Annotated in this window: 23 protein-coding genes and 2 pseudogenes; 10 read left to right on the forward strand and 15 right to left on the reverse strand. The window is 72.6% G+C overall.

Annotated features, from left to right (window positions below; translation table 11 throughout):
• Positions 1 to 26: 26 nt before the first annotated feature.
• Positions 27 to 1,388: a beta-1,3-glucanase family protein gene (locus H4696_RS51215; RefSeq protein ID WP_086863297.1), complete on the reverse strand. Its 1,362-nt coding sequence runs from the start codon at positions 1,386 to 1,388 to the stop codon at positions 27 to 29.
• A gap of 238 nt (positions 1,389 to 1,626) precedes the next feature.
• On the opposite strand from H4696_RS51215, the gene mug reads away from it, so the two are divergent.
• Complete coding sequence (mug, locus tag H4696_RS12695; protein ID WP_249027143.1) at positions 1,627 to 2,181, forward strand: G/U mismatch-specific DNA glycosylase; 555 nt, start codon at positions 1,627 to 1,629, stop codon at positions 2,179 to 2,181.
• A gap of 9 nt (positions 2,182 to 2,190) precedes the next feature.
• Here mug and H4696_RS12700 read toward each other — a convergent pair whose 3' ends face one another.
• From H4696_RS12700 to H4696_RS12730, 7 genes are all read right to left on the reverse strand, one after another.
• Positions 2,191 to 3,408, reverse strand: coding sequence for a lipase family protein (locus H4696_RS12700; protein ID WP_086863296.1), 1,218 nt, complete (start codon positions 3,406 to 3,408; stop codon positions 2,191 to 2,193).
• A complete protein-coding gene (locus H4696_RS12705) occupies positions 3,405 to 3,653 on the reverse strand; it encodes a hypothetical protein (RefSeq protein ID WP_086863295.1) in 249 nt (82 codons plus the stop codon). Before H4696_RS12705 ends, H4696_RS12700 begins: the two co-directional genes overlap by 4 nt.
• Positions 3,650 to 4,279, reverse strand: a complete 630-nt coding sequence (locus H4696_RS12710) for a VOC family protein (RefSeq protein ID WP_086863294.1) — start codon at positions 4,277 to 4,279, stop codon at positions 3,650 to 3,652. Before H4696_RS12710 ends, H4696_RS12705 begins: the two co-directional genes overlap by 4 nt.
• An 87-nt stretch (positions 4,280 to 4,366) precedes the next feature.
• Entirely contained in the window at positions 4,367 to 5,080 is a 714-nt protein-coding gene (locus H4696_RS12715; RefSeq protein ID WP_086863293.1) for a TetR/AcrR family transcriptional regulator, read from the reverse strand.
• The gene (locus tag H4696_RS12720; RefSeq protein WP_086863292.1) at positions 5,077 to 5,826 is read right to left on the reverse strand and encodes a maleate cis-trans isomerase family protein; all 750 of its coding nucleotides are present in this window, start codon (positions 5,824 to 5,826) and stop codon (positions 5,077 to 5,079) included. The genes H4696_RS12715 and H4696_RS12720 overlap by 4 nt, the downstream gene beginning before the upstream one ends.
• Positions 5,823 to 7,472 (reverse strand): (2,3-dihydroxybenzoyl)adenylate synthase, encoded by a 1,650-nt coding sequence (locus tag H4696_RS12725; protein ID WP_086863291.1) that lies wholly within the window; start codon positions 7,470 to 7,472, stop codon positions 5,823 to 5,825. Before H4696_RS12725 ends, H4696_RS12720 begins: the two co-directional genes overlap by 4 nt.
• A 73-nt stretch (positions 7,473 to 7,545) precedes the next feature.
• Positions 7,546 to 9,021, reverse strand: coding sequence for an FAD-dependent monooxygenase (locus tag H4696_RS12730; protein WP_086863290.1), 1,476 nt, complete (start codon positions 9,019 to 9,021; stop codon positions 7,546 to 7,548).
• A gap of 139 nt (positions 9,022 to 9,160) precedes the next feature.
• On the opposite strand from H4696_RS12730, the gene H4696_RS12735 reads away from it, so the two are divergent.
• The 4 genes from H4696_RS12735 to H4696_RS12750 all read left to right on the forward strand — a co-directional run bounded on the left by H4696_RS12735 (position 9,161) and on the right by H4696_RS12750 (position 15,070).
• Complete coding sequence (locus H4696_RS12735) at positions 9,161 to 11,257, forward strand: hydantoinase/oxoprolinase family protein (protein WP_086863289.1); 2,097 nt, start codon at positions 9,161 to 9,163, stop codon at positions 11,255 to 11,257.
• Positions 11,254 to 13,557 carry a hydantoinase B/oxoprolinase family protein gene (locus H4696_RS12740; RefSeq protein ID WP_192782271.1) on the forward strand — a complete coding sequence of 768 codons (2,304 nt, stop codon included), beginning with the start codon at positions 11,254 to 11,256 and terminating at the stop codon, positions 13,555 to 13,557. Before H4696_RS12735 ends, H4696_RS12740 begins: the two co-directional genes overlap by 4 nt.
• Positions 13,558 to 13,702: 145 nt before the next feature.
• Positions 13,703 to 14,050 (forward strand): STAS domain-containing protein, encoded by a 348-nt coding sequence (locus H4696_RS12745; protein ID WP_086865634.1) that lies wholly within the window; start codon positions 13,703 to 13,705, stop codon positions 14,048 to 14,050.
• Between the two features lie 63 nt (positions 14,051 to 14,113).
• The gene (locus tag H4696_RS12750) at positions 14,114 to 15,070 is read left to right on the forward strand and encodes a helix-turn-helix transcriptional regulator (protein ID WP_086865635.1); all 957 of its coding nucleotides are present in this window, start codon (positions 14,114 to 14,116) and stop codon (positions 15,068 to 15,070) included.
• Here H4696_RS12750 and H4696_RS12755 read toward each other — a convergent pair whose 3' ends face one another.
• The 4 genes from H4696_RS12755 to H4696_RS12770 all read right to left on the reverse strand — a co-directional run bounded on the left by H4696_RS12755 (position 15,071) and on the right by H4696_RS12770 (position 18,891).
• Positions 15,071 to 15,745, reverse strand: coding sequence for a DUF6766 family protein (locus tag H4696_RS12755; protein ID WP_086865636.1), 675 nt, complete (start codon positions 15,743 to 15,745; stop codon positions 15,071 to 15,073).
• 82 nt (positions 15,746 to 15,827) lie between these two features.
• Positions 15,828 to 16,205, reverse strand: coding sequence for a hypothetical protein (locus H4696_RS12760; RefSeq protein WP_086865637.1), 378 nt, complete (start codon positions 16,203 to 16,205; stop codon positions 15,828 to 15,830).
• Between the two features lie 42 nt (positions 16,206 to 16,247).
• Entirely contained in the window at positions 16,248 to 16,946 is a 699-nt protein-coding gene (locus H4696_RS12765; protein ID WP_086865638.1) for an LLM class flavin-dependent oxidoreductase, read from the reverse strand.
• A 1-nt stretch (position 16,947) separates the two neighbouring features.
• Positions 16,948 to 18,891, reverse strand: a complete 1,944-nt coding sequence (locus H4696_RS12770; protein WP_192782272.1) for an acetoacetate--CoA ligase — start codon at positions 18,889 to 18,891, stop codon at positions 16,948 to 16,950.
• 131 nt (positions 18,892 to 19,022) lie between these two features.
• Between H4696_RS12770 and H4696_RS12775 the strand changes: the two genes are divergently transcribed.
• From H4696_RS12775 to H4696_RS12795, 5 genes and pseudogenes are all read left to right on the forward strand, one after another.
• Positions 19,023 to 20,009 (forward strand): LLM class flavin-dependent oxidoreductase, encoded by a 987-nt coding sequence (locus H4696_RS12775; protein WP_086865445.1) that lies wholly within the window; start codon positions 19,023 to 19,025, stop codon positions 20,007 to 20,009.
• A gap of 105 nt (positions 20,010 to 20,114) precedes the next feature.
• Entirely contained in the window at positions 20,115 to 20,801 is a 687-nt protein-coding gene (locus H4696_RS12780; RefSeq protein ID WP_086865444.1) for a response regulator transcription factor, read from the forward strand.
• Positions 20,798 to 22,384: a GAF domain-containing sensor histidine kinase gene (locus tag H4696_RS12785; RefSeq protein WP_086865443.1), complete on the forward strand. Its 1,587-nt coding sequence runs from the start codon at positions 20,798 to 20,800 to the stop codon at positions 22,382 to 22,384. Before H4696_RS12780 ends, H4696_RS12785 begins: the two co-directional genes overlap by 4 nt.
• 70 nt (positions 22,385 to 22,454) lie before the next feature.
• Positions 22,455 to 22,889: pseudogene (locus tag H4696_RS12790) on the forward strand (NAD(P)H-dependent oxidoreductase); the annotation flags it as partial.
• Positions 22,890 to 23,003: 114 nt separating this feature from the next.
• Positions 23,004 to 23,303, forward strand: a pseudogene (locus tag H4696_RS12795) (STAS domain-containing protein); the annotation flags it as partial.
• On the opposite strand, the gene H4696_RS49990 reads toward H4696_RS12795, so the two are convergent.
• The 3 genes from H4696_RS49990 to H4696_RS12805 form a co-directional block, all read right to left on the reverse strand.
• Positions 23,272 to 24,111, reverse strand: a complete 840-nt coding sequence (locus H4696_RS49990; RefSeq protein ID WP_225955667.1) for a hypothetical protein — start codon at positions 24,109 to 24,111, stop codon at positions 23,272 to 23,274. The pseudogene H4696_RS12795 and the gene H4696_RS49990 sit on opposite strands and share 32 nt — an antisense overlap.
• Positions 24,112 to 24,120: 9 nt before the next feature.
• On the reverse strand, positions 24,121 to 24,936 hold the full coding sequence (locus tag H4696_RS12800; protein WP_086857459.1) for a DUF3592 domain-containing protein: 816 nt from the start codon (positions 24,934 to 24,936) through the stop codon (positions 24,121 to 24,123).
• Between the two features lie 172 nt (positions 24,937 to 25,108).
• The gene (locus H4696_RS12805; RefSeq protein ID WP_086857460.1) at positions 25,109 to 25,636 is read right to left on the reverse strand and encodes a hypothetical protein; all 528 of its coding nucleotides are present in this window, start codon (positions 25,634 to 25,636) and stop codon (positions 25,109 to 25,111) included.
• Positions 25,637 to 25,681 lie beyond the last annotated feature (45 nt).

Below are 25,681 nucleotides of genomic sequence, written 5' to 3' on the forward strand. Positions count from 1 at the left end.
GGCCGCCACGCCGCCGTTCGCCGGGCTCACCAGCCGACCGCGACCACCAGCCACTGCGGGTCGCCGTGCGAGACGAACGACGACTGGGCCGCCACGTCGTCGTACGGGAAGCCGTACGCCAGGCGGTTGATGCCGTGGTCGTGCCAGAACTTGGCGTAGTAGTTCGCCGGAGCGCCCTGGTAGTACTGCGCGGGGTCCTGCCACTGGGACTGCGGGAGGTGCGCCGTGTGCCGGTTGAGCGCCGCGCACATGTCGGGGTTGCCGGCCAGCGAGCCGGCGCAGCCGGTGATGTTCGACGTGGGTTCGTTGACGCCCACCGACTGCGCGTAGGCGGTGAAGTAGTTCGCGTACCGGCCGCCCGCGCGGAAGTCCGGCGCGCTGCCCGGCGCCGGGATCCGGTACGGCGCGTTCACCGTCGCCAGGTCCTTGAACTCCGTGGGCACCTCGGCCTGGAACCGCGCGAACGTGGCCGAGCGGTCCTCCTGGAACAACCCGTAGTCGTCGCCGACCTGGACGTCGTAGCCGTCGTGGGCGTGCAGCCGCATGGCCAGCTTGAGCGCGAACGCGTCGACCCGGGTGGTGTTGCCGTTGAAGACGTCCGGCCCGACGGTGAACTCGATGAAGTCGGCGTACTGGCCGTTCGGGGTGCCGAGGTAGAAGTACATCCGCCCGGCGGAGTTGGCCGGCATGTCGATGTACGGCTGTTCGGCGATCGAGTGGGTCTGGCCGCCGAAGCTCCAGTACACCTGGCTGTCCGGGTACTTGCCGTTGGTGCGGTTGAGGACCTTCACGGTGAGCACGTTCCGCGCGGCGGGGATGCTGCCGGTGTCGCCCCAGAACGAGTCCGGCGGCGTGCCCGGCTGCGTCGGGGTGGTGCCGCCACCGGTGCCGTACACCTGGAACTCCCAGAGCGAGACGCCGTAGGGGGTCGCCCGCGCGGTGGTGTTCAGGCGCACGTACCGCCCGGCGCCGGTCACGTTCAGCGTCTGCGTGCCGCCGGTGCCGGTGGTCGTCTGGTACACAGTGGACCAGGTGGATCCGTTGTCGGACAGCTGGATCTGGTACGCCGTGGCGTAAGCGGCCTCCCAGCGCAGCACGACCTGGCTCACCGTCGCGGCCCCGCCGAGGTCGATCCGGATCCACTGTGGATCGCTGAACTGCGACGACCACCGGGTGGCGGTGTTCCCGTCCACCGCGGCGGCCGCGGGCGTTCCGGCGTTCTCCACCGAGGACGCCGTCACGGCTTTTCCTTGCGAGATCAGGGGGTCGGCGGCGTTCGCGGCGGGGGCGGCGAGCCCGAGCGCGGCGACCGCGAGAGCGGCGGCCACGGTCGCGAGGCGGCTGGTGGGTCCGCGACGGCGGGGCCGCGGCGGGGCGTTCGTGGGCATGGTTCCTCCCTGGCCGGGAAAGGTCGGACGCGCCGCCGGTCAGGGGGCGACGTCGTCCGGCTCGCCCCTGAGCGCCGGGCGGATGCCCACGGGGGCCGGCGGGGACGATCGGTAGAAAGGTTCATACCACCGGCACCGCCCTGTCAAGACTTGACAGTCCGGCGCCGCGGAGCGATCCTCGGAACCGGTTCCACCACCGGACGAAGACGCACCGCCGCCGGGGGTGTTCGATGGCGGTGTGCGGAAATCGGAAGAAGCTGCGGCCACCCTGCCGGACGTGCTCGCCGAGGGGCTGCGGGTGGTGTTCGCCGGCATCAACCCCGGCCTCTCGTCGGCGGCCGCCGGGCACAGCTTCCACACCCCAGGCAACCGGTTCTGGCCCGCGCTGCACCGATCCGGCTTCACGCCGCGGCAGCTGCGCGCGGAGGAAGAACGGCTGCTGCTCGGGTGGGGGCTGGGCATCACGAGCATCGTGCGCCGCCCGACCGTCCGCGCCGCGCAGCTGTCGCGCGACGAACTCGTCGACGGCGGCCGGGACCTGGCCGAGCGGATCCGGGCGATCGGGCCGGAGTGGCTGGCGGTGCTGGGCGTGACCGGCTACCGGACGGCGTTCGGCGCCCCGGGCGCCCGGCTCGGCCCGCAGACCGGCACGATCGGCGGCGCGCGGGTGTGGATCGTGCCCAACCCCAGCGGCCTCAACGCGCACTTCCCGCCTGCGGCATTGGCGGTCGAGTTCGCCAAGCTGCGCGTGGCCGCCGGGATACCCGACCGTTCCGGCGTCCTCGGCGGGTGAAGTCCCGACTCAAGCCAGCGGGAACCGCTTACCCAGCCACTCGGCGATCTCCGCGGCCGCGAGCTCGTTCCCGGTGGGCTCCCCTTCGGCGATCGCCGCCCCGAAGTGGAGGCCGCGCACCTTGGCCGTGGTCAGGTCCGCCGCGCCGAGGGCCTCGATCATGCGGCGCGCGTCCGCGGGGAACGCGGCCTGGTCGCCGGTCAGTTCCAGGTACAGCGTCGGGACTTCGACGCCCGGCGCGCAGCGGACGAAGTCGGCGTACGAACTCAAGCCGGACCAAGTCGACAGCCACGCTTCGGGCGTGCTCAGGCGGCCGAAGCCGACCAGTCCGTAGTCGATCAGGTCGGGGCGCTTGCCGAACAGGGAGCCGTACGGCCGTGCGCTGGGGTCGAGGGTGAGGTCGACCGTGCGCGGATCGGCGTCCGTGCGGAACACCGTCAGGATCCGGGGTGCCAGTGCGCGCCGCCGATCGGCGGCCCGGCCGCCGGACTTGAACGCCGCGCGTGCTTCGGCCGCACGCGCGAGGTGGGCGCGGGCGATCGCGTCGATGCGGGCCACCCGGTCGCGCTGCGCCGCGCGGTAGCGCTCCAGGAACTCCGGCGGGTAGCGGGAAGTCCCCGGTGGCTCGGCGAACCCGTTGGCCGGGCTGAAGGGGTCGAGCTCGGGCACCACCGACAGCGGGTCAGCCTCGTCGGCCACCGAAGGGTCGATGCACGCCAGCAGCAGCTTGCCCTGACCGGGGTGCGGCGCGAGGAAGACGGCGCCGTCCGGCACCGGCATCTCCGCCTCCGCCAGCCCGGTCGGCCGCCCGCCCGGCGTGGTCCTCACGCGGTCCGCCGAGGACGCCTGCTCGCAGTAGTACGCGAACAGCGTGCCACCGCCGGAGTGGCCGAGCACCACCACCGCGTCGAAACCCCGCTCCCGCAGGAAGACCTGCCCGACGGCGACGTCCAGCAGCGCCTGCTCGTGGACCAGGTTCAAGTCGTTGTTGACCGAGCGGGCGTGCTGGGTCCAGACCGCCACGCCGGCCCGCAGCAGCAAGGGAACCAGCGGGTGGTGCGTCAGGTCCTGGCGCGGGTGCATCAGGCACACGACCGTGGTCGCACCGGGCACAGTGGACAGAACCCCGCGCACGGTCGCGCCGTCCGCGGTGGTCAGCTCGTGCACGGTCGAGGCCGGCCGATCACCGGCGGCGAGGTAGCGGCCGGCACCCAGGCGCTCGCTCACACCGGCTCCACGCGAAGGGCGTTCTTGTCGTGCTGGGTGATCCGGCTGTCGCGGGCGACCCCGGCAACGCACGAGTACCAGACGGCGTGCCGGCAGCTCGTGGCCCGCCGGTCCACCTCGATCGCGCCGGCCGCGCTGATCTCGAAGTACGGCCCGATCCGCCCGACGCGCACCGCGGGGTCTTCGGCGGCGATCTTGGCCACGGCGGTGTTTTCGGGGACGTCGAGGACGTAGAGCGCGGTCATCGCGCGGGAACCCAGTCGGCCGCGCGCTCGACGATCAGCTCCGCCTTGCGCGCCAGCAGCTTCCCGAACGACGGCTCCGGCTCGCCGACGACGTCGAGCAGCGCGTCGATGGTGAGGTTCGCGTCCAGGTCCTCCTGCGGCGTGACCGGGCGCATGGCGCGCGTGATCTCGAACATGTAGCCGTTCGGGTCGTGCGTGTAGATCGACTCGATGGTCTCGTGCTGGATCTGCATTTCGACCGGCCAGTCGCTGGCGTCGAGCCGGCGCCGGTACTCCAGCAGGTCTTCCTCGTTCTCGACGTGGATCGCGAGGTGCCGCGACCGCACGAAGTACTCCGGGACGTCCGCGCCGAACCGCGCGTAGACGTCGCCCTTGGCGGCCGGGGTTCCGCCGATCGCCGGGGTGGTGCCGAAGTAGTAGAAGAACGCGATCCGGTCTCCGTTGCCGATGTCGAAGAAGAAGTGGATGAAGTCGGGGTGGTCCTCCGGGCCCCAGCCCGCCGCGCAGATCGAGTGGACGACGGGGAAACCCAGCACGTCCCGGTAGAAGCGCACGGTGCCGGCGGGGTCGAAGGTGGGGAACGCGACGTGGTCGACGCCCCGCACCCGGTGGTCCAGCTCGGTCATGACATACCTCCCGCGTAGTTCTCGTGGGGTTCACGCTACGCGGAAGTCAACGAGTGCGTCAATATTCTGACGCCTGTGCTGAACGCCTCAGATGTCGAGGATGCGCTCGAGGTGGTCCAGGTCCTGACGCAGCATCTTCAACGCTGCCGCCGGCCCTTCCCCGTCCAGAACGTGCTGGTCAGCCCGCTGCAACGCACCCACCGCCATGTCGGCCAGCTGCTCGACGACCGACTCCGCCGAATCCCGCCCGCCCGGGGTGAACCACCACGCCACCCAGTTGCACATGCCCAGCACGCCGAGCGCGGCGACGCGGCCGTCGACCGGGCGGAAGCGGCCCGCTCGCACGCCGTCCTCGATGACGGCCGCGATGGTCTTCAGGACCGCGCGGCGGCCCTCGTCGTAGGCCTCGGTCAGCTCCGCGGGCAGCTCGGCCTCCGAGCGGATGAGCAGCCGGAAGCGCTCCGGCTGGCGGGCGCGGCGGCCGACGATGATCTCCACGATGCCGCGCAGCTTGGCCACCGGGTCGAGGTCGCGCGCCACCAGCTCGGTGAGCTCTTCCAGGGGCCCGTTGGTGACCTCGGTGACGAGCTTCGCCAGGAGCTCTTCCTTGCTCTTGACGTAGTAGTAGAGCGCGGGCCGCGTGATGCCCATGGCATCGGCGATGTCCTGCAGGCTGGTGCCGGCGAACCCGCGCTCGGCGAACAGCCGGGTGGCGTGCTCGTAGAGCTCGTTCTCCACCAGCTCCCGCCGGGACGTGGTCGCCTTTTCGCGGGACCCGCCCCGCGGTGTGCTGCCGCTCATCCCTGAGATGGTAGAGGTCCCGCCAGCAGCCGCCCGGCTCCCGGCAGGCGCGGCGCCAGGTTCAGCCGCCGCAGCAGCGCGTACGCCCCGGCCGTGGCCGCCGACAGCACGGGCAGCCCGAACTCCTCCTCCGCCGGCTCGACCAGGTCCAGCGACGGCATCTGCACGCACGCGGAGATGACCAGCGCGTCGGCGTCCGCCAGGTCCAGGCCGCGGGCGGCGGCCAGCACGCGGTCGCCGGGGATGCAGCCGACCTCGGCGTTGTCCCCGACCTCCAGGGCCGCCCAGTCGACGACGTCGAAGCCCTCCGCGCGCAGGTAGCCGACCACTTCCTCGGCCAGCGGCCGCAAGTACGGCGTCACGAGGGCGATCCGGCGGGCGCCGAGCGCGCGCAGGCCCTCGACGAGGGCGCCGGCGCTGGACAGCACGGCCGGGTGCGCGCCGCGCGCCGACAGCTGCCCCTCGACGAACTTCTCGGTGCGCTCGTGCTCGCCCGGGCCCTGCGCCATGACCGCGACGAGGCAGGCGTAGAGGAGAGCGTCGACGCCCGCGTCGGCCAGCTCGTCGACGCACCGCTCGCGTTGCGCGTTCATCGCGCGCAGCTCCTCCGGCGACACCCGGTGCATGCGCATCCGGCTGCTGTGGAAGGAAAACTCCTCGGGATGCCGCGCGAGCAGCGCCGGGACCTCCGTCTCCACGGTGACGTTCGAGCTGGGGACGACGAGCCCGATCCGGTGCGGGGTCACGGGTTTCCTCCTTGTTCGGTGGCGAGCTTCGCGGCGATCTCCGCCTGCAAGCGCTTCTTGTCGAGCTTCCCGACGACGGTCCGCGGGAGCTCGGGGACGACTTCGACGCGTTCGGGCCACTTGAACTTCGCGACGCCGTGCTCGGCGAAGTGGCGCTGGACGTCGGGCAGGCCGAGGGGCCCGCCGGTGACGAACGCGCACGTCCGCTCGCCGAGGCGCGGGTCCGGCATGGCCACGACGGCGGCCGCGGTGACGCTGGGGTGGCGCAGCAAGAGCAGTTCGATCTCTTCGGCGTTGATCTTCTCGCCGCCGCGGTTGATGACGTCCTTGAGCCGGCCTTCGATGGCCACGTACCGGACGCCGTCGATGACCTGCACCGAAGCGAGGTCGCCGGTGCGGTAGAAGCCGTCGGCGGTGAACGCGCGCGCGTTGTGCTCGGCGGCGTCGAAGTAGCCGCGCAGGGTGTACGGGCCGCGGCAGCACAGTTCGCCGACCTCGCCGTCCGGGACCTCTTCTCCGGCACCGGGTTCGAGCACGCGGACTTCGTCCACTTCGGACAGCGGGGTGCCGACGGTGGTGGCGCGCGCGAGCCGCGGGGCGCCGGGCCGGGTGGTGAGGAACAGGCCCTCCCCCATGCCGAACAGCTGCCCCGACCACAGCCCGCGGCGCTCGAGGTCGTCGAACAACGCGGGCGGCACCTTCGTGCCGGACAGCACGACCTGCGTCAGCGAGGCCGCCGCCGCGGCGAACGCGGGGTGGCCGACGGCGCCGAAATGGCCGTGGCCCAGCAGGACGTGCGTGGCTTTCTCGCGGGCGAGCAGCGGCAGGGAGCGGTCGAGGTCGGCGGTGCCGAGGACCAGGCACGCGCCGACGCTGTGCGCGCCGTGCAGGGCGCAGACGATCCCGGCGTTGTGCACGATCGGGATGAGGTGCGCGACCCGCGTTTCCGGCGTCCAGCCCCAGGACTCGGCGTAGGCGAGGGCGTTGTACCAGTACTCGGCGTGCAGCCGCGGGATCACCTTCGGCACGCCGGTGGTGCCGCCGGAGAGCTGGAAGACCGCGACGTCGTCCGGGCCGATCCCGGCCTGGATGTCCTCGACCGTCTTGCGCGCGGTGCCCAGGTCGAGGTCCCGCCCGAGGTGCTCGACGGAGACCCCGCGCGGGTCGTCGCCGAGCACGAGGACGTGCCGCAGCGTCGGGTGGTCGCGGCCTTGCTCGGCGGCGAAGCCGACGAGGTCGAACCCGCCCGTCTCCACCAGGTGGGCCACGGCGCCGACGCGGCGGCTGACCTCGCCGATCTCATGCGCGCGGTGCGCGGCCAGGGTGCACACCGGCACCAGGCCCGCCTTGAGGACGCCGTACCAGGCCAGCACCGTGCCGAGCCGGTTGGTCGTCTGGAAGAGCACGGGGTCGCCCGGCACCAGACCGAGCCCCGCGAGCCCGGCCGCCAGCAGGTCGGTGCGCTCGTCCAGCTCGCGGAAGGTGACCCGGCCGTCGAGCGCGACGACGGCGTCCCGGTCCGGGTGCGCCCGCGCGATCCGATGCAGCTGCCCGGCGATCGTGGCGGTCCCCCACAGGCCGCCGTCCCGGTACGCGTGCACGACGTCGGCCGGGTAGGGAACGACCTTGGCACCCCAGCGGCTCATGCGCCCCCCTCACTGACGCTCGGCGCCACCTGAGCCGGAAGCGCAGTGTCCGATGATTCGCTCACAAGCTCGCTCATGCGGTCTCCTCGATCAGGTCGGTGCGGGCGCTGACGAGACCGGCGGCGAGGTCGTCCCGCAGCGCCGCGGGGCCTTCCACCAGGACGATGCCACCGGCTTCGAGCCGGACGCGCTCGGCGAGGTCCAGGCGGGTGAGCAGGGCGCCGCGATCACCCGGTCCGGTGAACCGGAACCCGGCCGCACCGCGGTCCCGCGCTTCCCGGGCGCGAGCCACCACCGCGTCCCCCTCGAGGTCCCACGGGTCGGCGACGACGTCGCCGATCGTGACGAGGTCTCCTGGCGGCGCCGGTTGCCGGTCGAGCACCCAGTCGACGAACCCGCCCTCGGGCGGCGGCGCCCCGGCGTACTGGGTCAGCGCGGTCGCGACGACGTCCGGGCTGGTCACGGCGAACCGCTCGAGGGGGACGTTCCCGGCACGGGTCATGTAGGCGACCATCAGCCGTTCGACCGGCAGGTGCGTCCGCGCGGGGAACGACTCCCACCACAGCCGGCTCCGCCGGGCCAGCTCCTGCAGCCGTTCGACGGCCGGCCGCCGGTTCGTCTCGAAGGCGGCGAACGCCTCGGCGGTGCCCGGCGCGGACCGCAGGGCTTCGACCAGGCCGATCGCGTCCTCCATGGCCAGTTTCGTGCCCGAGCCGATGGAGAAGTGCGCGGTGTGCGCGGCGTCGCCGAGCAGGACGGTGTTCCCGGCCGCCCACCGGCCACAGTGGACGGTCCGGAACCGCAGCCAGCGGGTGCGGTTGCCGATCAGCCGGTGTCCCCGCAGCGGCCCGGCGAAGGCGTCCTGCAGGTACCGCAGGGAAACCTCGTCGGACGCCGTCTCGTCGACGGCCCGGTCGAACCCGGCCCGACGCCAGGTGGCCTCGTCGGTCTCGATGAGGAAAGTGCTGCGCCCGGCGCCGTACGGGTAGGCGTGCGTGACGAACACACCATGCTCGGTGCGGACCGGTTCGAACAGAGCGTCGTCGAGGGCGAAGTCGGCACCGCACCACAGGTACAGGCCTCGCCCGGTCTCGATCCGGGCGTCGAACGGGCCCTGCTCGCGGGTGGCGCTGCCGACGCCGTCGGCGGCGATGACCAGGTCGGCGTCGAGCTCGGCGGCCGTGCGGCGGGCGCCGAAGTGCAGCGTCACCCCGGCTTTTTCGGCGTGGCGCTGCAGGATCGCGAGCAGCTCGGTCCTCGCGACGCCGACGAGCCGGTCGTTGCGCACGCGGACGACGTCCGCGCCGACCCGCAGGGTCATGTCGTGCCGGCAGCCCGCGGCGACCACGTCGCGCAGGGTGGCGGGGTCGGCCGCGGCGAGCTTGCGCTGGGTGCCCGCGGCCAGCCCGACGCCGAACCCGAAGGTGGTGTCCGGCTCCCCCTGCTCGTGCACGGCGACCTCGCAGGACGGGAACGCGAGCTTGAGCAAGCGCGCGGCGTAGAGCCCGCCAGGTCCTCCGCCCAGCACCGCGACCCGGCGTGGCTGCATCTCCGACCTCCTTGTTTGACATCTACGTCGAGTATTTGACGTCATCGACCAGACGTCGTCAAGAGGGTTGACTCTTGTCACATGCGTTGAATAGTCTACGCCACAGTTAGCAGATTCTCCGCGCAAAGGAGCGTGAGTCATGGCCTATGTCATCGGCGTGGACGTGGGCGGCACGTTCACCGACGCCGTTCTCGACGACGACGCCGGGACCGTGCTCGCCGCGAAGTCCCCCTCCACCCCGCCGGACTACTCCCGGGGTGTGCTGGACGTCCTCGAGCTGCTGGCCGACCAGCTCGGCAAGCCGCTGCCGGAGATGCTGGCCGAGACCCACCACATCGCGCACGGGACGACGTCGTCGCTCAACGCGCTGGTGACGGGCAACGTGCCGCCGGTCGGCTTCCTCACCACCAAGGGCCACCGCGACTCGATCTTCATCATGAACGTCGAAGGCCGCTACCTCGGGCGCTCGCCGCACGAGCTGCAGAACGTGCTGGGGCAGCGGAAGGACCACGGGCTGCTGCCGAAACGGCTCGCCCAAGAGGTGACCGAGCGGGTCGACCGCGACGGCGCCGTCGTCGTCCGGCTCGACGAGGACGAAGCCCGCGCGAAGATCCGCGCGCTGCTGGCCGACGGCGTCCGCGCCATTGCCGTCTCGCTGCTGTGGTCGTTCCGCAACCCGGCGCACGAACAGCGGATCCGCGAGCTGATCCACGAAGCGGACCCGGACGTCTTCGTCGCACTGTCGTCGGAGGTGAGCCCGCGCATCCGCGAGTTCGCCCGCAACGCCACCACGATCATGAGCACGCAGATCGGCCCCGGCCTGCGCGACTACCTGACCACGCTGGAAGACACGCTGCGCGAGAACCGGCTCGCCGGGCCGCTGCTGGTGATGCAGAGCAACGGCGGGGCGGTCGCCGCGCGCGAGGCGCCCGCCACCGCGATCAGCACGGTCGGGTCGGTGCTCACCGGCGGGGTGATCGGCTCGGTCGCGCTGGGCCGCCAGCTCGGCCACCGCGACATCATCTCCACCGACGTCGGCGGCACCACGTTCCTGGCCGGGCTGGTCGTCGACGGCGAACCGGTGCGCGACACCACGACCGTCATCAACCACCACCCGATCAACGTGCCGACGCTGCGGGTCGACGCGATCGGGTCCGGCGGCGGCGCGATCGCCTGGCTCGACGCCGGCGGCAACCTGCGCATCGGGCCGCACAGCGCCCAGGCCGTGCCGGGCCCGGCCTGCTACGGCAACGGCGGCACCGAGCCGACCAACACCGACGCCAACCTGGTGCTCGGCATCCTGCCCGAGCGCGGGCTGCTCGGCGGCCGCAAGCCGCTGTCGCTGGAACTGGCCCGCGAAGCGATCGACACGCACATCGCCAAGCCGCTCGGCCTCACCGTCGAGGAGGCCGCGGCCGCGATCTACACCGTGCAGAACGCGCAGACCGGCGACCTGCTGCGCAAGACGGTCGTCGAAGCCGGGCACGACCCGCGCGGGTTCGTGCTCTACGCGTTCGGCGGCGCGGGTCCGGCGCACTGCGCGGGCTACGCGGCCGAAGTCGGGTGTACCGAGGTCGTGGTCCCGCTCGGGCCGGTCGCGTCGGCGTTCTCGGCGTTCGGGCTGGCGTCGTCGGACATCGTGCTGGCGGCCGAGCTGTCCGACCCGTTGAACGTCCCGTTCGACCCGCAGCGGGCCGAGCGCAACTTCGCCCAGCTGGAACAGCGCGTCCGCGACGGACTGGACCGCCAGGGCCTGAAGTTCGAAAAGGTCGAGCTGCACCGGGAAATCGACATGCGCTACTCGATGCAGCTCGCCGAAGTCACGACCCCCGTCGTCCAGGGACCTCTGGACACGGCGGCGATCGAAGAAGCCGCCGCCGGGTTCGAGGAGCGCTATGCCGCGCTCTACGGCAAGGACGCCGGGTTCCGCGAAGCCGGGATCCAGGCCATCACGTTCCGCGTTCGCGGCGTCGGCATCCTGCCGTTCAGCCCGGAACTGCCCGAAGTCCCGGTCGCGGACTCACCCGCCACGCAGGCCGGCACCCGGCCTGTCTGCCTCGACGCGGCACTCGGTTACGTCGACACCGCCGTCTACGACTACCGCGAGCTGCGCAGCGGCCACGTGCTGACCGGCCCGGCCATCGTCGAGGTCCCGACCACCACCGTCGTGGTGCCCGCCGGCTCCACCGGCACCGTCGACCACCTCGGCAACCTCACGATCAGGAGCGCCGCATGAGCATGCCCATCCCGGGCTCGGAGCAGTTCTCGAGCCGTCCCGTCGACCTCGGTGAGCTCCAGCGCTCGGTACCGTCCACTTTGGACGTCCATAGTGTCACCCAGGACCAGATCGACGCACTGGACCCGCTGACCTACGAGGTCATCCGGCACCGGCTGTGGTCGGTCACCGACGAGATGGGCGAAGCGCTCAAGCGCATGTCCGGCTCGCCGATCGTCACCGACGCCAACGACTTCGACTTCGCCATCTCCGACGAGCTCGGTCAGGAGGTGCAGGTCGGCCTCTACAACACGATGCTCGTCGGCGCGGTCGACCTCGCCATCTACTGGACGCTGCGCAACCGCGCCGTGAACCCGGGCATCGAAGCCGGCGACATGTTCCTGTGCAACGACCCCTGGGTCGGCGGCGGGCTGCACCAGAACGACGTCATCGTCTACCAGCCGGTCTTCCACGACGGGCAGCTGTTCGCCTGGACCAGCGCCATCGCCCACCAGCCGGACCTCGGCGGCGTCGGGCTCGGCTCCTTCTCCCCCGCCGCCGAGGACGTCTTCTCCGAGTCGCTGCCGACCCCGCCGGTCAAGGTGGTCCGCGGCGGGCAGCTGCAGCGCGACGTCGCCGACCTGTGGGTGCGCCGCTCCCGCGTGCCGATGCTCGTCGGACTCGACCTGCGCGCGAAGATCGGCGCCAACAACGTCGGCGCCGAGCGGCTGCACGCGCTGATCGGCCAGTACGGCGCGGACACCGTCAAGGCCGTGATGAAGCGGATGATGTCCGACGCCGAAAGCCGGTTGCGGGACAAGCTTTCCGCGCTGCCCGACGGCTCCTGGTCGGCCACCGGTTACCAGGACCAGTCGCACGAAGGCGACCGGAACCTGCACAAGATCACGGTCACCACCACCAAGACCGGCGACCACCTGACGTTCGACTTCACCGGCACCGACCCGCAGGCCGGCGTCATCAACTGCACGTACGCGGGCATGCGCGGCGGCGTCATGCTGGCGCTGCTGCCGATCCTCGCCGGCGACATCCCGTGGTCGGCGGGTGGGCTGATGCGCTGCTTCGACCTGGTCACCGAGGAAGGGACGCTCAACAACGCGACCTTCCCCGCCGCCGTCGGCCGCGGGCCGATCGGGCCGGCGTGGCTGACCGGCAGCCTGGTCGCCGAGTGCCTGTCCCGGATGCTCGACCGCGACCTGGAACTCGGCAAGAACGTCCAGGCGACCTGTTGCGGCACCTGGGACACCGCGGTCATCGCGGGCCTCGACGAACGCGGTGACGTCCCGGCGCCGTTCCTCAACATCATCATGGAACCGATGGCCGGCGGCTACGGCGCGCGCCCGGACGCCGACGGCATCGACACCGGCGGCCTGTTCTGCATCCCGATGGGCCGCGTCCCCGACGTCGAGATGACCGAGTTCCTCTACCCCGTGCTGGCGTTGTGGCGGCGGGAAGTCCCCGACTCCGGCGGCCCCGGGCGCCACCGCGGCGGGCTCGGCGCGTCGATCGCGCTGACCCCGCACGGCACCAGCCTCCCGATGGGCCTCGTGCTGGCGTCGGCCGGGAAGGCGGTCGCGCAGAACGGCGGGCTGGCCGGCGGGCACCCCGGCAACAGCGGGCTGGACGTCGTCGCGCGGCGGAGCCGGGTGGCGGACCTGTTCGCCGCCGGCCGCCTCCCGTCCACATTGGACGAAGTGAGCGACACCCTCGAGCCGGGGCAGAACTACGCGTCGAGCTACCTCGCGCCGGGTGAGGTGTTCGCGATGACGTGGCAGGGTGGCGGCGGCTACGGCGACCCGCTCACCCGCGATCCCGACGCCGTCGCCCGGGACCTGCGCGAGGACAAGATCACCGCGGCGGCGGCCACCGGCGTCTACGGCGTCGTCCTCGACGGCGGCGCGGTGGACCGGGCCGCGACGGCGGCCGAACGCGACCGGCGGCGCGACCACCGGCGCGCCCGGTCGGCCGCGGCGCCGTCCCTCGGCAAGACGTCCCTCGCCGCCGCCCGCCGCCTCGACGACAACCTGGTCGAGCCGTCCGGCGGTGGCCTGGCCTGCGGCCACTGCGGCGAGCTGCTCCGGACGGCGGACGGCGAACCGGCGGTCGCCGTGTACGAGGGGCCCGCCACCGAAGCCGGGCCCCAGATCATCGCCACCGCAACGGATTACGTGGACGCACCGGTCGTGTTCCGCCAGTACTGCTGCCCGTCCTGCTGGACGGCGGTGTATTCCGGCGTGGTCCCGGCCGGCCACCCGGACGCGCTGGCAGCACTCGGGCACCGGACCACCGCACCGGCCGGCTGACCCGGCGTCGGGATGGGTGCCCGCCCATCCCGACGCGGTTTCGTTCCGTGGCCGGCCGCCGTTCGCCCACGGTGCTGCGCCCGGCCACGCACCGGCGCTCTACTCGAATCGAGCCGACGATTCGCTGCCACGAGCGGGAGCAGGAGTGCCGGAGCGCCCGAACGTCACGGTCACCGTCCACCGGGTGGACGGGACGCGGGTCCTGGCTGTCGCGGGGGACCTCGACCTGGGCACCGTCGCCGCGATCCGGGCGCGGCTCGGCGAGATCTTCGCCGACGGCGCGACCGCGGTCGTCGCGGACCTCCGCGACGTCACGTTCTGCTCGACCGCCGGACTGCACCTGATCGAGGAACTGCGCTGCCGGTCCGTCGCCTGCCCGGCGTCGTTCGGGGTGGTGGTAGGAGACCCGATCAGCGGCCTGTTGCGGTTCCTCGAACTGCCCGACGGCCTGCGGATCTACCCCACCCTGGCGGCCGCGCTCGCGCCGCGCTGATCCCCCTCCACCCGGCCGCGCGCGTACCGTATCGGGTACCGCAGCCTGGAGAAGAGCGATCTCATGGCCACTACTCCGTCCTGCCTCGCCACGCCCGAACGGACGAGGTTCGCCACCGCCGACCCGGATGAGGCGCAGGAGTTCATCCGGCGGATGTACACCGCCCGCCCCGGCAAGGCCACGGCGTTCGACCGGCGGTCGGCAGTGGCGTTGTCTCAGGTCAGCGTGCGCGGGCTGAGCTTCGTCGACCTCACCCTGCCGCCGGACCTCACCCTGTCCCTGGAGGGCACCGACGACCTGTCGGTGAGCACGCTCGTCACCGGCAAGACCCACGCCGAGCTGGGCAAGGACGTCGAGCGCTACCGGCCCGGCGACGTGTGCCTCGGCAGCTTCCCCCGCGGCGGCTACCTCGTCGCCTGCCACGAACTGCACGTCCAGATCATGACGGTGCCGGCGGCCGCGATGGCCAGCGTCGCCGCGGCGCAGCCCCGGTTCAGCTCCCTGGCTCCCCGGTCGGCGGCCGCCGCCGGGCACTGGCGGCGCGCGGCGGCGTTCGTCCGGGGCCTGCTGGACGACGACCGGACGGCGTCGAGCCCGCTGCTCGTCGGCCACGCCACCCGCCTGCTCGCGGCGACCGCGCTGACGGTGTTCCCGAACACGGCGTACCCCGGCGACGGCCCGGACGGCACGACCGCGCCGGACACCCTGCGCCGCGCCGAGGACTTCGTCCACGAGCACGCGCACACGGACATCGGGCTGGGCGACATCGCCCGCGCCTGCCACGTCACGCCGAGGGCACTGCAGTACTCCTTCGCCCGCCACCACGACCTGACCCCGCTGCAGTACCTGCGGCGGATCCGGCTCGCCCGCGCCCACGAAGACCTCGTCGCCGCCGACCCGGGCCGGGGTGACACGGTGACCGCCATCGCGGTCCGCTGGGGCTTCCCGCACCCCGGCCGGTTCGCGGTCGCGTACAAGCGGCAGTACGGCCGCCCGCCCAGCCACACCCTGCGGGGGTGATCAGCCGGCTTCGTCGGTGACGCCGTGGGGCGCGCCGACCGGTTTCGACTCCGGCGAGCCGCGCTGGCGCAGGTAGACGCTGAACACGGCCATCGAGCCGATGGCCAGGAACTCCGACTGCCAGTTCTGCAGCGTCCGGGACCAGAAGTCCGCCGAGGCGAGGTAATCCGCCCAGGACACCGGGTCGCCGAAGTCGCTGAGCTGTTCGGCGTTGTACGCGGCGACGCCGGCGACCGACTGGGCCAGCCACGACAGCAGGAAGATCGTGCCCATCACCAGTCCGAGCGACCGCGCGAACACCGCCGTCCGCCAGCCGCCGGCGCGGGCCCAGGCGGGCGACCCGGCGACGGTGTACCGGCCGAGCTGCTGGTCGCGGTCGCTTTCGGTGCCGACGCGGCCCAGCGGCTTCGACTCCGGCGAGCCGCGCTGGACCAGCCACACGGTCGCGAAGACGTACAGGAAGAACTGCAGGTACTCCGACTGCCAGTTTTCCGCGACGTCGACGGCGAACGACGACGACGTCAGGTAGTGGCCGAGGCTGACGGGGTCGGCGCCGTGGGCGAGCCGGCGCTCGTCGAAACCGGCCAGCCCGGAGAGCGCCTGGCCGACGAGGCTCAGCAGGAAGAGGGTGCCGAACGCGAGGGCGAGCCCGTTGTCGCGGACGAACTTCTTCATCGGCCGAGCACCCCGATCACGATGAAGCAGGCCAGTCCACCGAGGACGAGGACCAGGTAGCCGGTGAACACCACGCGCGCTTTCACCGGCCACCCACCGCGCAGTCGTAGACCTGCTCGTTGCGGGGGTGGCAGCCCGCGCCGGTGATCCGCCAGCCGTCCGGGAAGTCGTGCAGGAACAACGTGTCCGCCGAAGAGCGGGCCTGGGCCTCGTCGCCCCAGACCACAGTGGACGCGACGCCGGCCTGCGGGAGCAGCGCGACCGGCGAGCCCGCGCCGCAGCCTACCGGCCCCAGCCCGTCGCGAGCCCGCGGTGCGAGCAGCACGCAGGCGGCGGCACCGTCGTGGTGCGCCACGGCGCTGACGAACTTCCCGGCCGCTTCCGCGGCATCCGGGGCATCGGCGGCCGAGCACGCGCTGAGCATCGCGGCGGCCGCGAGCACCGGCACGATCTTGGACACGCTCGGGAATACCCGCTTTTCGCCGCCTCAACCGCCGCCGTTCTACGACAGCAGGGCCCGGACCGCCGCCGGATCGGGGCCGTCCGGGGCGAGCAGCACGACGGCGTCGTCGAAGCCCGCCTCCGCGTACCGGTGCAGCACCTCGCCGGTCGGCCCCAGGTCCGCCGAAACCGGGACGGCGCAAACGATCGCGCGCTGTCCCCCGGCGGCTCGGTAGCGCTCGTGCGCCGCGAGGATCTGCTCGGGGGTGCGGCGGTACGCGGACGCCAGCCAGCCGTCGAACTCCCGGGCGGCTCGCTCGACTTTGGCGCCCCACGAGCCGAGCAGCAGCGGTGGCCCATCGGGAAGCAGCTCCCGCAAGCGCGGCAGGTTCTCGTCGAAGTTCCGGAAGCGCGCGCCGTAGTCCCGGCCGAGAGCGGCGTAGTCGAGGTCGGTCGAGCCGGGGCTGACGCCGAGGGTCAGGCGGTCGCCGCACACCGACAGCAGCGACCGGACCCGGTGGGCGAGGTCGGCGGGGTGGTGCAGCGGGACCTGCACGGTGGCCGTGCCGACTTCGACGTGCTCGGTGGCCGTGGCCGCCACCGCCAACGTGACGAACGGGTCCGGGACCGGGAACCCCCGCCCGATGATCTGAGGCGTCCACAAGCTCTCGAACCCTTCGCCCACCAAGCGTTTCGCCCACTCCGCGACCACGATCGGCGGTCCGGGGGCCAGGCGGGCGAGCGTCGCACCCAGGCGCATCTCAGCGCGCCCGGTCCGCCGCGAAGCGCGCGTACCAGCGCAACGCGTCCGGGTCGTCGACCGAAGCGACGTTCGCGGCCTTCTCCAGCTCCACGCCGGACAGCAGCCTCTTGATCGGCACCTCCAGCCGTTTGCCGCTCAGCGTGTGCGGGACGGCGGGCGCCTCGACGATCTCGTCCGGGACGTGCCGCGGCGTCAGGCGGGTCCGCAGGGTGGTGCCGATCTTCCGCTTCAGGGCCTCGTCGAGCTGGTGCCCGGGCGCCGGGACCACGAACAGTCCCAGCCAGTACTCGCCGCCGGGCCGGTCGAGGCCGATCACGAGGGTTTCGCTGATCTCGTCCAGGGTTTCCAGCACGTCGTAGAAGTCGCTGCTGCCCAGCCGGACGCCCTGGCGGTTGAGCGTCGAATCCGACCGGCCGTGGATGGTGACGCTGCCGTCGGCGTGCAGCGTCACCCAGTCGCCGTGCCGCCACACTCCCGGCCAGGTGTCGAAATAGGACTCGGTGTAGCGGACGGCGCCGGGGTCGTTCCACAGCGACACCGGCATCGACGGCATCGGCTGGGTGACGACGAGGTCCCCGACCGCGTCCACCACCGGCTCGCCGGCCTCGTTCCAGGCCTCGCAGTCGACGCCGGCGAGCCGCCCGCCGATGCGGCCCGGCCGGACCGGGTCGTACTCGCTCGCGCCGACGAACGAGCCCGAGATGTCGGTGCCGCCGCTGGTCGAGTCGATCCGCACCGCGGGGCTGACGTGCTCGGTGATCCAGTGGTAGCCCGCCGCGGGCAGCGCCGAGCCACTGACCATGACGTGCCGCAGCCGGCCGAAGTCGTGCTGCCGCCGCGGCGAAACCCCGGTGCCGGCGGTGACGACCGCGGCGCCGAGCAGCACGACGTCCGCCCGGGTCCGGGCCGCAACCTCCCAGACCGCGCCCGGCGGGTGGTGCGGAGCGCCTTCGTAAAGCGTGATCGCCGCGCCCTGGGTGAGCGCGCCCAGCTGCATGTTCCACAGCGCCCACCCGGTCGACGTGCAGGCGAACATCCGCTCGCCGGCCCGCAGCCCGCAGTACAGCCCGGACCACTTCAGCCCTTCCAGGGTGATCCCGCCGTGGCCGTGCACCAGGCCCTTGGGCCGCCCGGTGGTCCCGGAGGTGAACAGCACCCACAGCGGGTGGGAGAACTCGACCTGCTCGAACTCCAAGGGCTCGTCCCGGGCGAGCAGCTCGTCCCACGGCGTCGAGCCGGCCGGATCCGGCCGGTCGAACGCATACGGGACGTGGACGAAGTGGCGCAGCGCCGGGAGTTCCTCGCGCAGCCGCGCGACGACGTCGGCGCGGTCGATCACCTTGCCGTTCCAGTGGTAGCCGTCCGCCGCGATGAGCACGGTGGGTTCGAGCTGCGCGAGGCGCCCGAGGGTGCCGTCGGCGCCGAAGTCCGGGGAGCAGCACGCCCACACCGCGCCGACGGCGGCGGTCGCGAGGCAAGCGATCACGGCGTGCTCGGTGTTGGGCAGGTAGGCCGCGACGCGGTCGCCGGGGCGCACCCCCGCCCGGCGCAGCCAGCCGGCCGCGGCCGCCACCGACCGGCGCAGGGCGCCGAAGGTGATCTCGCGCGCGGACGCGTCATCCTCCCGGACGCACACCAGCGCCGTGCCGTCCTCGGCGCCGCGGCGCAGCGCGTGCTGCGCCCAGTTCAGCCGCGCGCCGGGGAACCAGCGGGTGTGCGGCATGGGATCGGCGGTGCGCACGCGCGTCCACGGCGTGCTGAAGGCGACGTCGTAGTAGCCGGCGACGGAGGTCCAGAACCGGTCCAGGTCCGCGACCGACCAGGCCCAGAGCGCGTCGTGGCCGGGGAACGGCCGTCCTTCGCGCCGCTCCAGCCAGTTCAGGTACGCGCGCAGCGGGGAGTTCTCGATCCGGTCCGCGGAGGGGCTCCAGAGCACGTCCATACCTGGGAACGTAAAGGCAGACCGCGGCGTGCGGCGGTGCTGTTGTCCGGGATTTGAGAATCACGTGTGATCGAGTTGAGCCGGCCGGCGCACGATCCGCTTGACGACGACGTCTCGAGGAGGCCGGACGCATGAAGCTCGCTCTCTACCTGCCCAACTTCCGCGACGAGGTGACGATCAAGGAGCTCGAAGACCTCACCGCGCTGGCCGAGGACCTCGACTTCGACTCCGTCTGGACGCTCGACCGGATCGTCGTCCCGGAGAGCTCCGACCGCGCCGAACTGCAGTACCCGTTCGGCATGATGACCGACCTGCCCAACGCCCTGCCGGTCATCTCGCGCGGCAAGTGGTTCCAGGGCATGACGCTGATCCCGTGGCTCGCGGCGAAGACCACGAAGGTGCGCATCGGGATGAGCATCATCGACACCCCGTACCGCTCCCCCGGCGTGCTCGCGGCCGAGCTCGCCACCCAGGACCACCTGTCGGGCGGCCGCCTCAACGTCGGCGTCGGCTCCGGCTGGATGCCCGAGGAGTTCGCCGCCGCCAGCGTCCCGCACCTGTTCCCGCGCCGGCACGGCCACGTCCGCGAAACGATCGAGATCATGCAGGGCATCTGGTCCAACGAGCTGTTCGAGTACCACGGCGAGTTCGCGGACTTCGAGCTGTCGGGCTTCGGCCACAAGCCGATCCAGCAGCCGCCGCCGATCTTCTTCTCCGGCCTGAAGGACCCGAAGCGCTCGGCCAAGCGCATCGCGAAGTACGGCCTGCAGGGCTGGATCGGCATCCAGGACACCCCGGAGGACATCAAGCGCTGGAAGGGCGAGATGGAGCGCGAGCTGGGCGAGCTCGGCCGCGGCTTCCCGGACGGCTTCGAGATGTGCAGCATGATCTGGTTCGTCATCACCGACGAGCCGATGGACCAGACCCCGGCGGGCAAGGGCACCAACCTGCTGGCCGGCAGCGCCCAGCAGATCGAGGACATCCTCAAGCGGTACAAGGATGCCGGTTTGACGATGCCGCTGCTGTGGCCGCCGTTCCGCGACGTGCCGACGTCGAAGACGCTCGACGATCTCAAGCGGCTGACCGAGGAGATCATGCCCAAGGTCGAGTCCGCGTGACACCATCCCCCGCGCCGGCTCGGTGATCTGGCCGTCGCGCCGCTGGTGAGGCACCATGGGTGCGGGCCGCGGCGTGGCGGCCGGACGGCGGCGAAGGAGCTCGTGATGGACGCCCGAGCGACGCTGCCCGGCAGCCGCCAAGTGCTCGTCGTCGACGACGATCCGCGGGTGCGGACCGTCGTCACCTGGCAGCTGGAAGCCGAGGGGTTCCGGGTCACCGAAGCGGCCGACGGCAGGCGGGCGCTCGAGGCCATCGAGCGCGACCGGCTGGACCTCGTCATCCTCGACCTCGCCCTGCCCGGCGTCGGCGGCCTCGACGTCCTGCGGCGGCTGCGCGGTGGCGAGCACGCCGCGCTGCCCGTGATCGTGCTGTCGGGCCGCAGCGGCGAGGCCGACCGGATCGTCGGGCTCGACCTGGGCGCCGACGACTACCTCGTGAAGCCCTTCTCCCCCGGCGAGCTGGCCGCCCGCGTGCGCTCGGTGCTGCGGCGGGCCGCGCCCGCGCCGCCGGGGCCCGCGGCCGGGCTGCGGATCGACCAGGGCGCGCGCGAGGTGTTCCTCGACGGCCGCGAGCTCACCATGACCGCGAAGGAGTTCGACCTGCTCACCTTCCTGTCCTCCCACCCGCGGCAGGTGTTCACTCGGGCCCAGCTGCTCGAACGCGTCTGGGCGAGCGCCGCCGAGTGGCAGGGCGAAGCGACCGTCACCGAGCACGTCCACCGCCTGCGCCAGAAGATCGGGGCGGAGCGGGTGCGGACCGTCCGCGGGGTCGGCTACCGGTTCGAGCCGTGACCCGCACCCGCGAAGCCGCCACCGACACCGAAGCGCTGCTCCAGGCGCAGTCCGGGGTCCTCGAACGCATCGCGGGCGGCGTCCCACTGCCCGACGTGCTGACCGAGGTCGCGACCACCCTCGAACGGCTCATGCCGGACTGCCACTGCTCGATCCTCCTGCTCGACCGCGAATCCTCGACGCTCCGCCACGGCGCCGCGCCCTCGTTGCCGCCGTCCTACTCCTCCCGCATCGACGGGCTCGCCATCGGCCGCGACGAAGGGTCCTGCGGCGCGGCCGCCTACCTGGGGACGCCGGTCGTCGCCGAAGACGTCACCACCGACCCGCGCTGGATCCGCTACCGCGACCTCGCGGGCGCGCACGGCCTGCGGGCCTGCTGGTCGACGCCGATCCGCGGCCGGGCCGGGGTGGTGGGCACCTTCGCCGTCTACCACGAGCGGACGCACCAGCCGAGTTCCCGCGAGCGGGACCTGGTCGACCGGCTCACCCACCTGGCGTCGGTGGCCATCGACCACCACGCGCTCTTCGGCGCGCTCGCCGACAGCGAGGAGCGGTTCCGGCGGGCGTTCGACGACAACGCGATCGGCATGGCGATCACCGCCGCCGACGGGGCCGTGACCAGGACGAACGAGGCACTGCGCGACCTGCTCGGGCGGTCCGAGCACGAGCTGACCGGCGTCCGGCTGGCCGAGCTGTTCACCCCGGTGACCGCGCCGGAGGCGCCCTACGAGGCGACACTGCGCCACCCCGACGGCCGGACGCTCGACGTGGTCGTCACGGTCTCGCCGGTGGCCGGGCCGGACGGCGTGCCGGTCCGGCTGATCGCCAACGTCCTGGACGTCACCCAGCGGCGCGCGGCCGAACGCGAACGCCAGGCCCGGCACGAGGCCGACGTCGCCCGCCAGGCCGCGGAGCGGGCCAGCCGCGCCAAGACCGACTTCGTCGCCGCCCTCGGCCACGAGCTGCGCACGCCGCTGCAGGCCGTCACCGGGTTCACCGAACTGCTCGGGTCGCTCGACCTGCCGCCGGAACGCCGCCAGGCGGCGCTCGAACACATCACCGGCGCGGCCGGGCACATCCTCGCCATGGTGGACGACGTCCTCGACGTGGCCCGGATCGAGGCCAGGGCGCTGCCGCTGCACCCGGTCGACATCGACGTGCCGGCCGTGGTCGCCGAGGTGCTGAGCCTGCTGGAACCGCTCGCCGATGCGGAAGGCGTGCACCTGCGCGACGAGAGCGGGCCGGCCGCGCTGCACGGTGACGAGCGGCGGCTCAAGCAGATCCTGCTCAACCTCGCGGGCAACGCCGTCCGCTACAACCGGACGGGCGGCACCGTCGTGCTCACCACCCGCACGGAGGCCGACGCGGTGGTCATCACCGTCGCCGACAGCGGCCGCGGCATCGCCCCGGAGCACCTCGACCGGCTGTTCACCCCGTTCGACAGGCTCGGCGCCGACTCCGGCGAGGGCGTCGGCCTGGGTCTCCCGCTGGCCAAGGGCCTCGCCGAGGCGATGGGCGGCGGGCTCGCCGTGGAAAGCACGCCCGGCCGGGGCACGACCGTCGAGGTGACGCTGCCGCGCTGATCTTCCCGGTTCGACCGCCCGGCGGCGGGGAACCGGGACGCGGCGAACCGTCCCCGAACCGGAGGTACCGATGCGCGCCGTGGACCACGACGTCCGGCCCGGCGTCGAAGCCGACATGGGTGACGGCGACGCGTGGCCGTCGATCCGCGCCAAGGTCCAGGCGGCCGACATCCTGCTCGTGGCCACGCCGACGTGGGTCGGGCACATGTCCAGCGTGGCGCAGCGCGTGCTGGAACGCCTCGACGCCGAACTGTCCGAAACGGACGGCGAAGGCCGGCAAGGTCGCCGTCGCCGCGGCGGTCGGCAACGAAGACGGCGCGCACAAGATCATCGCCGACCTCTTCCAGACCCTCAACGACACGGGGTTCTCGATCCCGGCCCAGGGCGGCGACTACAACGACCTCGACGAAACGCCCGACGCCGTCGCCTCGACCAACGCCACGCTGGCCGCAACGCCGTGCACCTGGCCCGGCTGCTGGAAAAGTCCCAGTACCCGGCCGCTTGAACCGCGCGGGTTCTGGGTAGAAGCACCAGTACCCGCGGTTCAGCCAGCAGCCGTGACGCTCTTCGCGTCGGCCCGGCTCCGCGGAGCCGCCGTCACACCGGAGGTGGCAGCACCATGCGCACTGAAGACCCGGTAGCCCGGTTCCACCGGCGCACCACGACCGTCACGGTCACCGCGACCGGCGAGGCCACCGTGCTGGCCGCCGTCGGCGACCTCGACCAGGACATCGCCGACCGCCTGTTCGCGCACCTGGACGCCGAGCTGCTCAAGCGCCCGCGCGCCCTGCTCGTCGACCTCACCCGGGTCGGCTTCTGCTCGGCCGGCGCCCTGCGGGTCCTCTTGCTGACCACGGCCGAGGCGCACGCCGCCGGCATCCCGTGCGTCATCGCGAGCGACCAGCACTCCGTCCGGCGGCCGATCGCCGCCCTGCACCTCGAACACCAGCTGCCGGTCTACCCGACCCTGGCCGACGCCCGCGATCGCCTGGCGCTCTGCGTGGCGTCGACGGCAGCACGAAGGTAGTGGTGCCGTCGGGCCCGGTGATGGTGATGTGGAAGCTGAACGTCTCCGTCGTCGTGGTCTCGGTGGTCGACGTCTCCGTCGTGCTGGATTCGGGCTGCTCTTCCGTGGGGCGGAACAGCTCCACCCGGAACAGCCCGAGGACGACCGCCGCGCCGAACAGCAGGCCCGCGAACGCGACCACCGCGAACGCGCACCCCTCCGGCGGCGGCCCGACCACAGTGGACTGCGGCGCCGGCTCGATCACCGCCTCTTCCGCCCGGCGCCGCCACTCCGCCGTCGGGTTCGGCACGACCTCGGCCCGCCACGGCCGGTCCGGTGGGTACTGGACCACGAGGACCTCGCCCGCCGGGAAGCCGGGCAGGTCGGCCAGGTTGACGCCGTGGGTGATCTCGACGCGGAACGACGGCGCGTCCTCGGGCGCGACGGTGAGGACGAGGGTCAGGGGGACGTCGCCCGTTTCCGTGCCGCCGGCCCGCCGGCTTTCGATCCTCGCGAGCGCGACGCGGGGAATGACCGCGGCCTCGCGGGCGCGGCGTGGCGCGCCGGCCACGTACAGCAGTAGTCCGTAGCCGGCGGGGAGGCCGAGCGCGGTCAGGATGAGCGGGACTTCCTCGAGCACGATCCCGGTGACGAAGGCGCTCACCGCCGCGCCGGCGACACCGCCGCCGAGGAAGCCGCGCAGGAGTGCGGCAGGGGACATGGGAACTCCTCAGAAGAAGGGCGATTCGGCCGGATCCGGTTCCACCAGCACGGTTTCCGGGTCGCGGGGGTCGTAGCGGACGCGGACGGCCGAGCCGCGCGACGGGGACTGGAGGACGGGCGTGACCATCGTCGTCACCACCGTGCGCTCCCCCGTTTCCGCCGGGAACCGGACGTGCACGACGTACCGCGGGTTCCCCAGCACCCAGACGTTGGTGAACTCGACGTGCGTGACGTGCCCGGTCACCTCGCGGCCGTACCGGCGCAGGGCTTCGGCGCGGTCGTCGGCCTCCGCCTCGGCGAGGAACGCCCGCAGCAGCACCACGATCAGCACCAGCGCGATCAGCGCGGCCACCGCCGGCACCAGGTAGGGCTCGTAGTAGACGACCCAGTCCACATCGGACCACGGCTCGCCGTCGCCGTCGAGGACCGGCAGCCGCCGCCCCACCGCCTCCGGCGGCGTCCACGAGGGAATGGCCACGCCGCTGCCCAGCGCCACACCCAGTGCGGCGGCGAGCGAGCCCGCCCGGAAGCGGACGGCCATCCGGTCCAGCGACAGGCCCGCCGTCCACAGCATCGCGAAGCCGAGCGACGACGCCACCGTGATCGCGAGGCTGAAGAACAGCACGAGCGAAACCACCGGGCCCGCGTCGGCCCCCCACGCGTCGACGCGGTTCAGCGACATCAGCCGGAAGCCGTCCAGCAGCCCGAGCGAGCCGGACCAGCCCACCGCGGCCCAGGCGAGCGTCGTGGGCACGCCGAGCAGCCACAGCCGCCGCCCGCGACGGTCCGGCCGCGGGTCTCCCGGCAATCCGAAGGCGAACACGGCGCCTCCTTTCGGTTCAGGTAAAGGTGATGGCCAAGTCACGACCGGCCGGCCGGCGACACCGGCCGGCTCGAACGGGGTGCCGCGAGGTCTTGAATGAGTCATTCAGGACCTCCCAAGACCTGAATGAGTCATTCAGGACCTCAGGCACCCCACGGCGAAGTACGCCGGACTAGGCGATCGGCCCGAACACCGCGACCTTCGCCGGGTCGGCCGGGTCGACGCGGGCCTCGTGCCGGGTGCCCGGTGCGTACTGCTGGATCGTCGCGAGCGGCGTGATCAGCGGCGTGACCGTCCGGTACGTGCTGCCGTCCGCCCGGGTCACCTCCAGCGTCGCGGTGTACCGGGCCTGACCGGCGACCGTCCGGTCGGTCGGCTCCAGAGCGCGCACGACCAGCGTGGCCGCCTCGCCGGTGTCGTACAGCCGCCGCAGTTCCGTGCCGTAGGCCTGCAGTTCCTGCTGCTGGCGCAGCTGCTCGTCGGCGGGCAACGCCAGGAACTCCGCCATCGCGGGGTCGGCGTTCATCGCCCGGAACGCCTGCGCGGCCAGCTGCGGCGTCGGCAGCTGCGGGGTGATGTCGTGGCCCTGGGCGGCGGCCGCCCGGCGGAACTGCTCCGCGTGCTGCTGGAACTGCTGCGCGCCGCGGGCCGCGCCCTGGCGGGTGGCTTCGTCGACCTGGCGCCGGATCTTCTTGAACATCGTGTCCTGCCTCTCTGTGCGGTGTGCACAGCTTCGGCGGGCCGC

Source organism: Amycolatopsis lexingtonensis (assembly GCF_014873755.1).
In the GTDB taxonomy this organism is placed as follows: domain Bacteria; phylum Actinomycetota; class Actinomycetes; order Mycobacteriales; family Pseudonocardiaceae; genus Amycolatopsis; species Amycolatopsis lexingtonensis.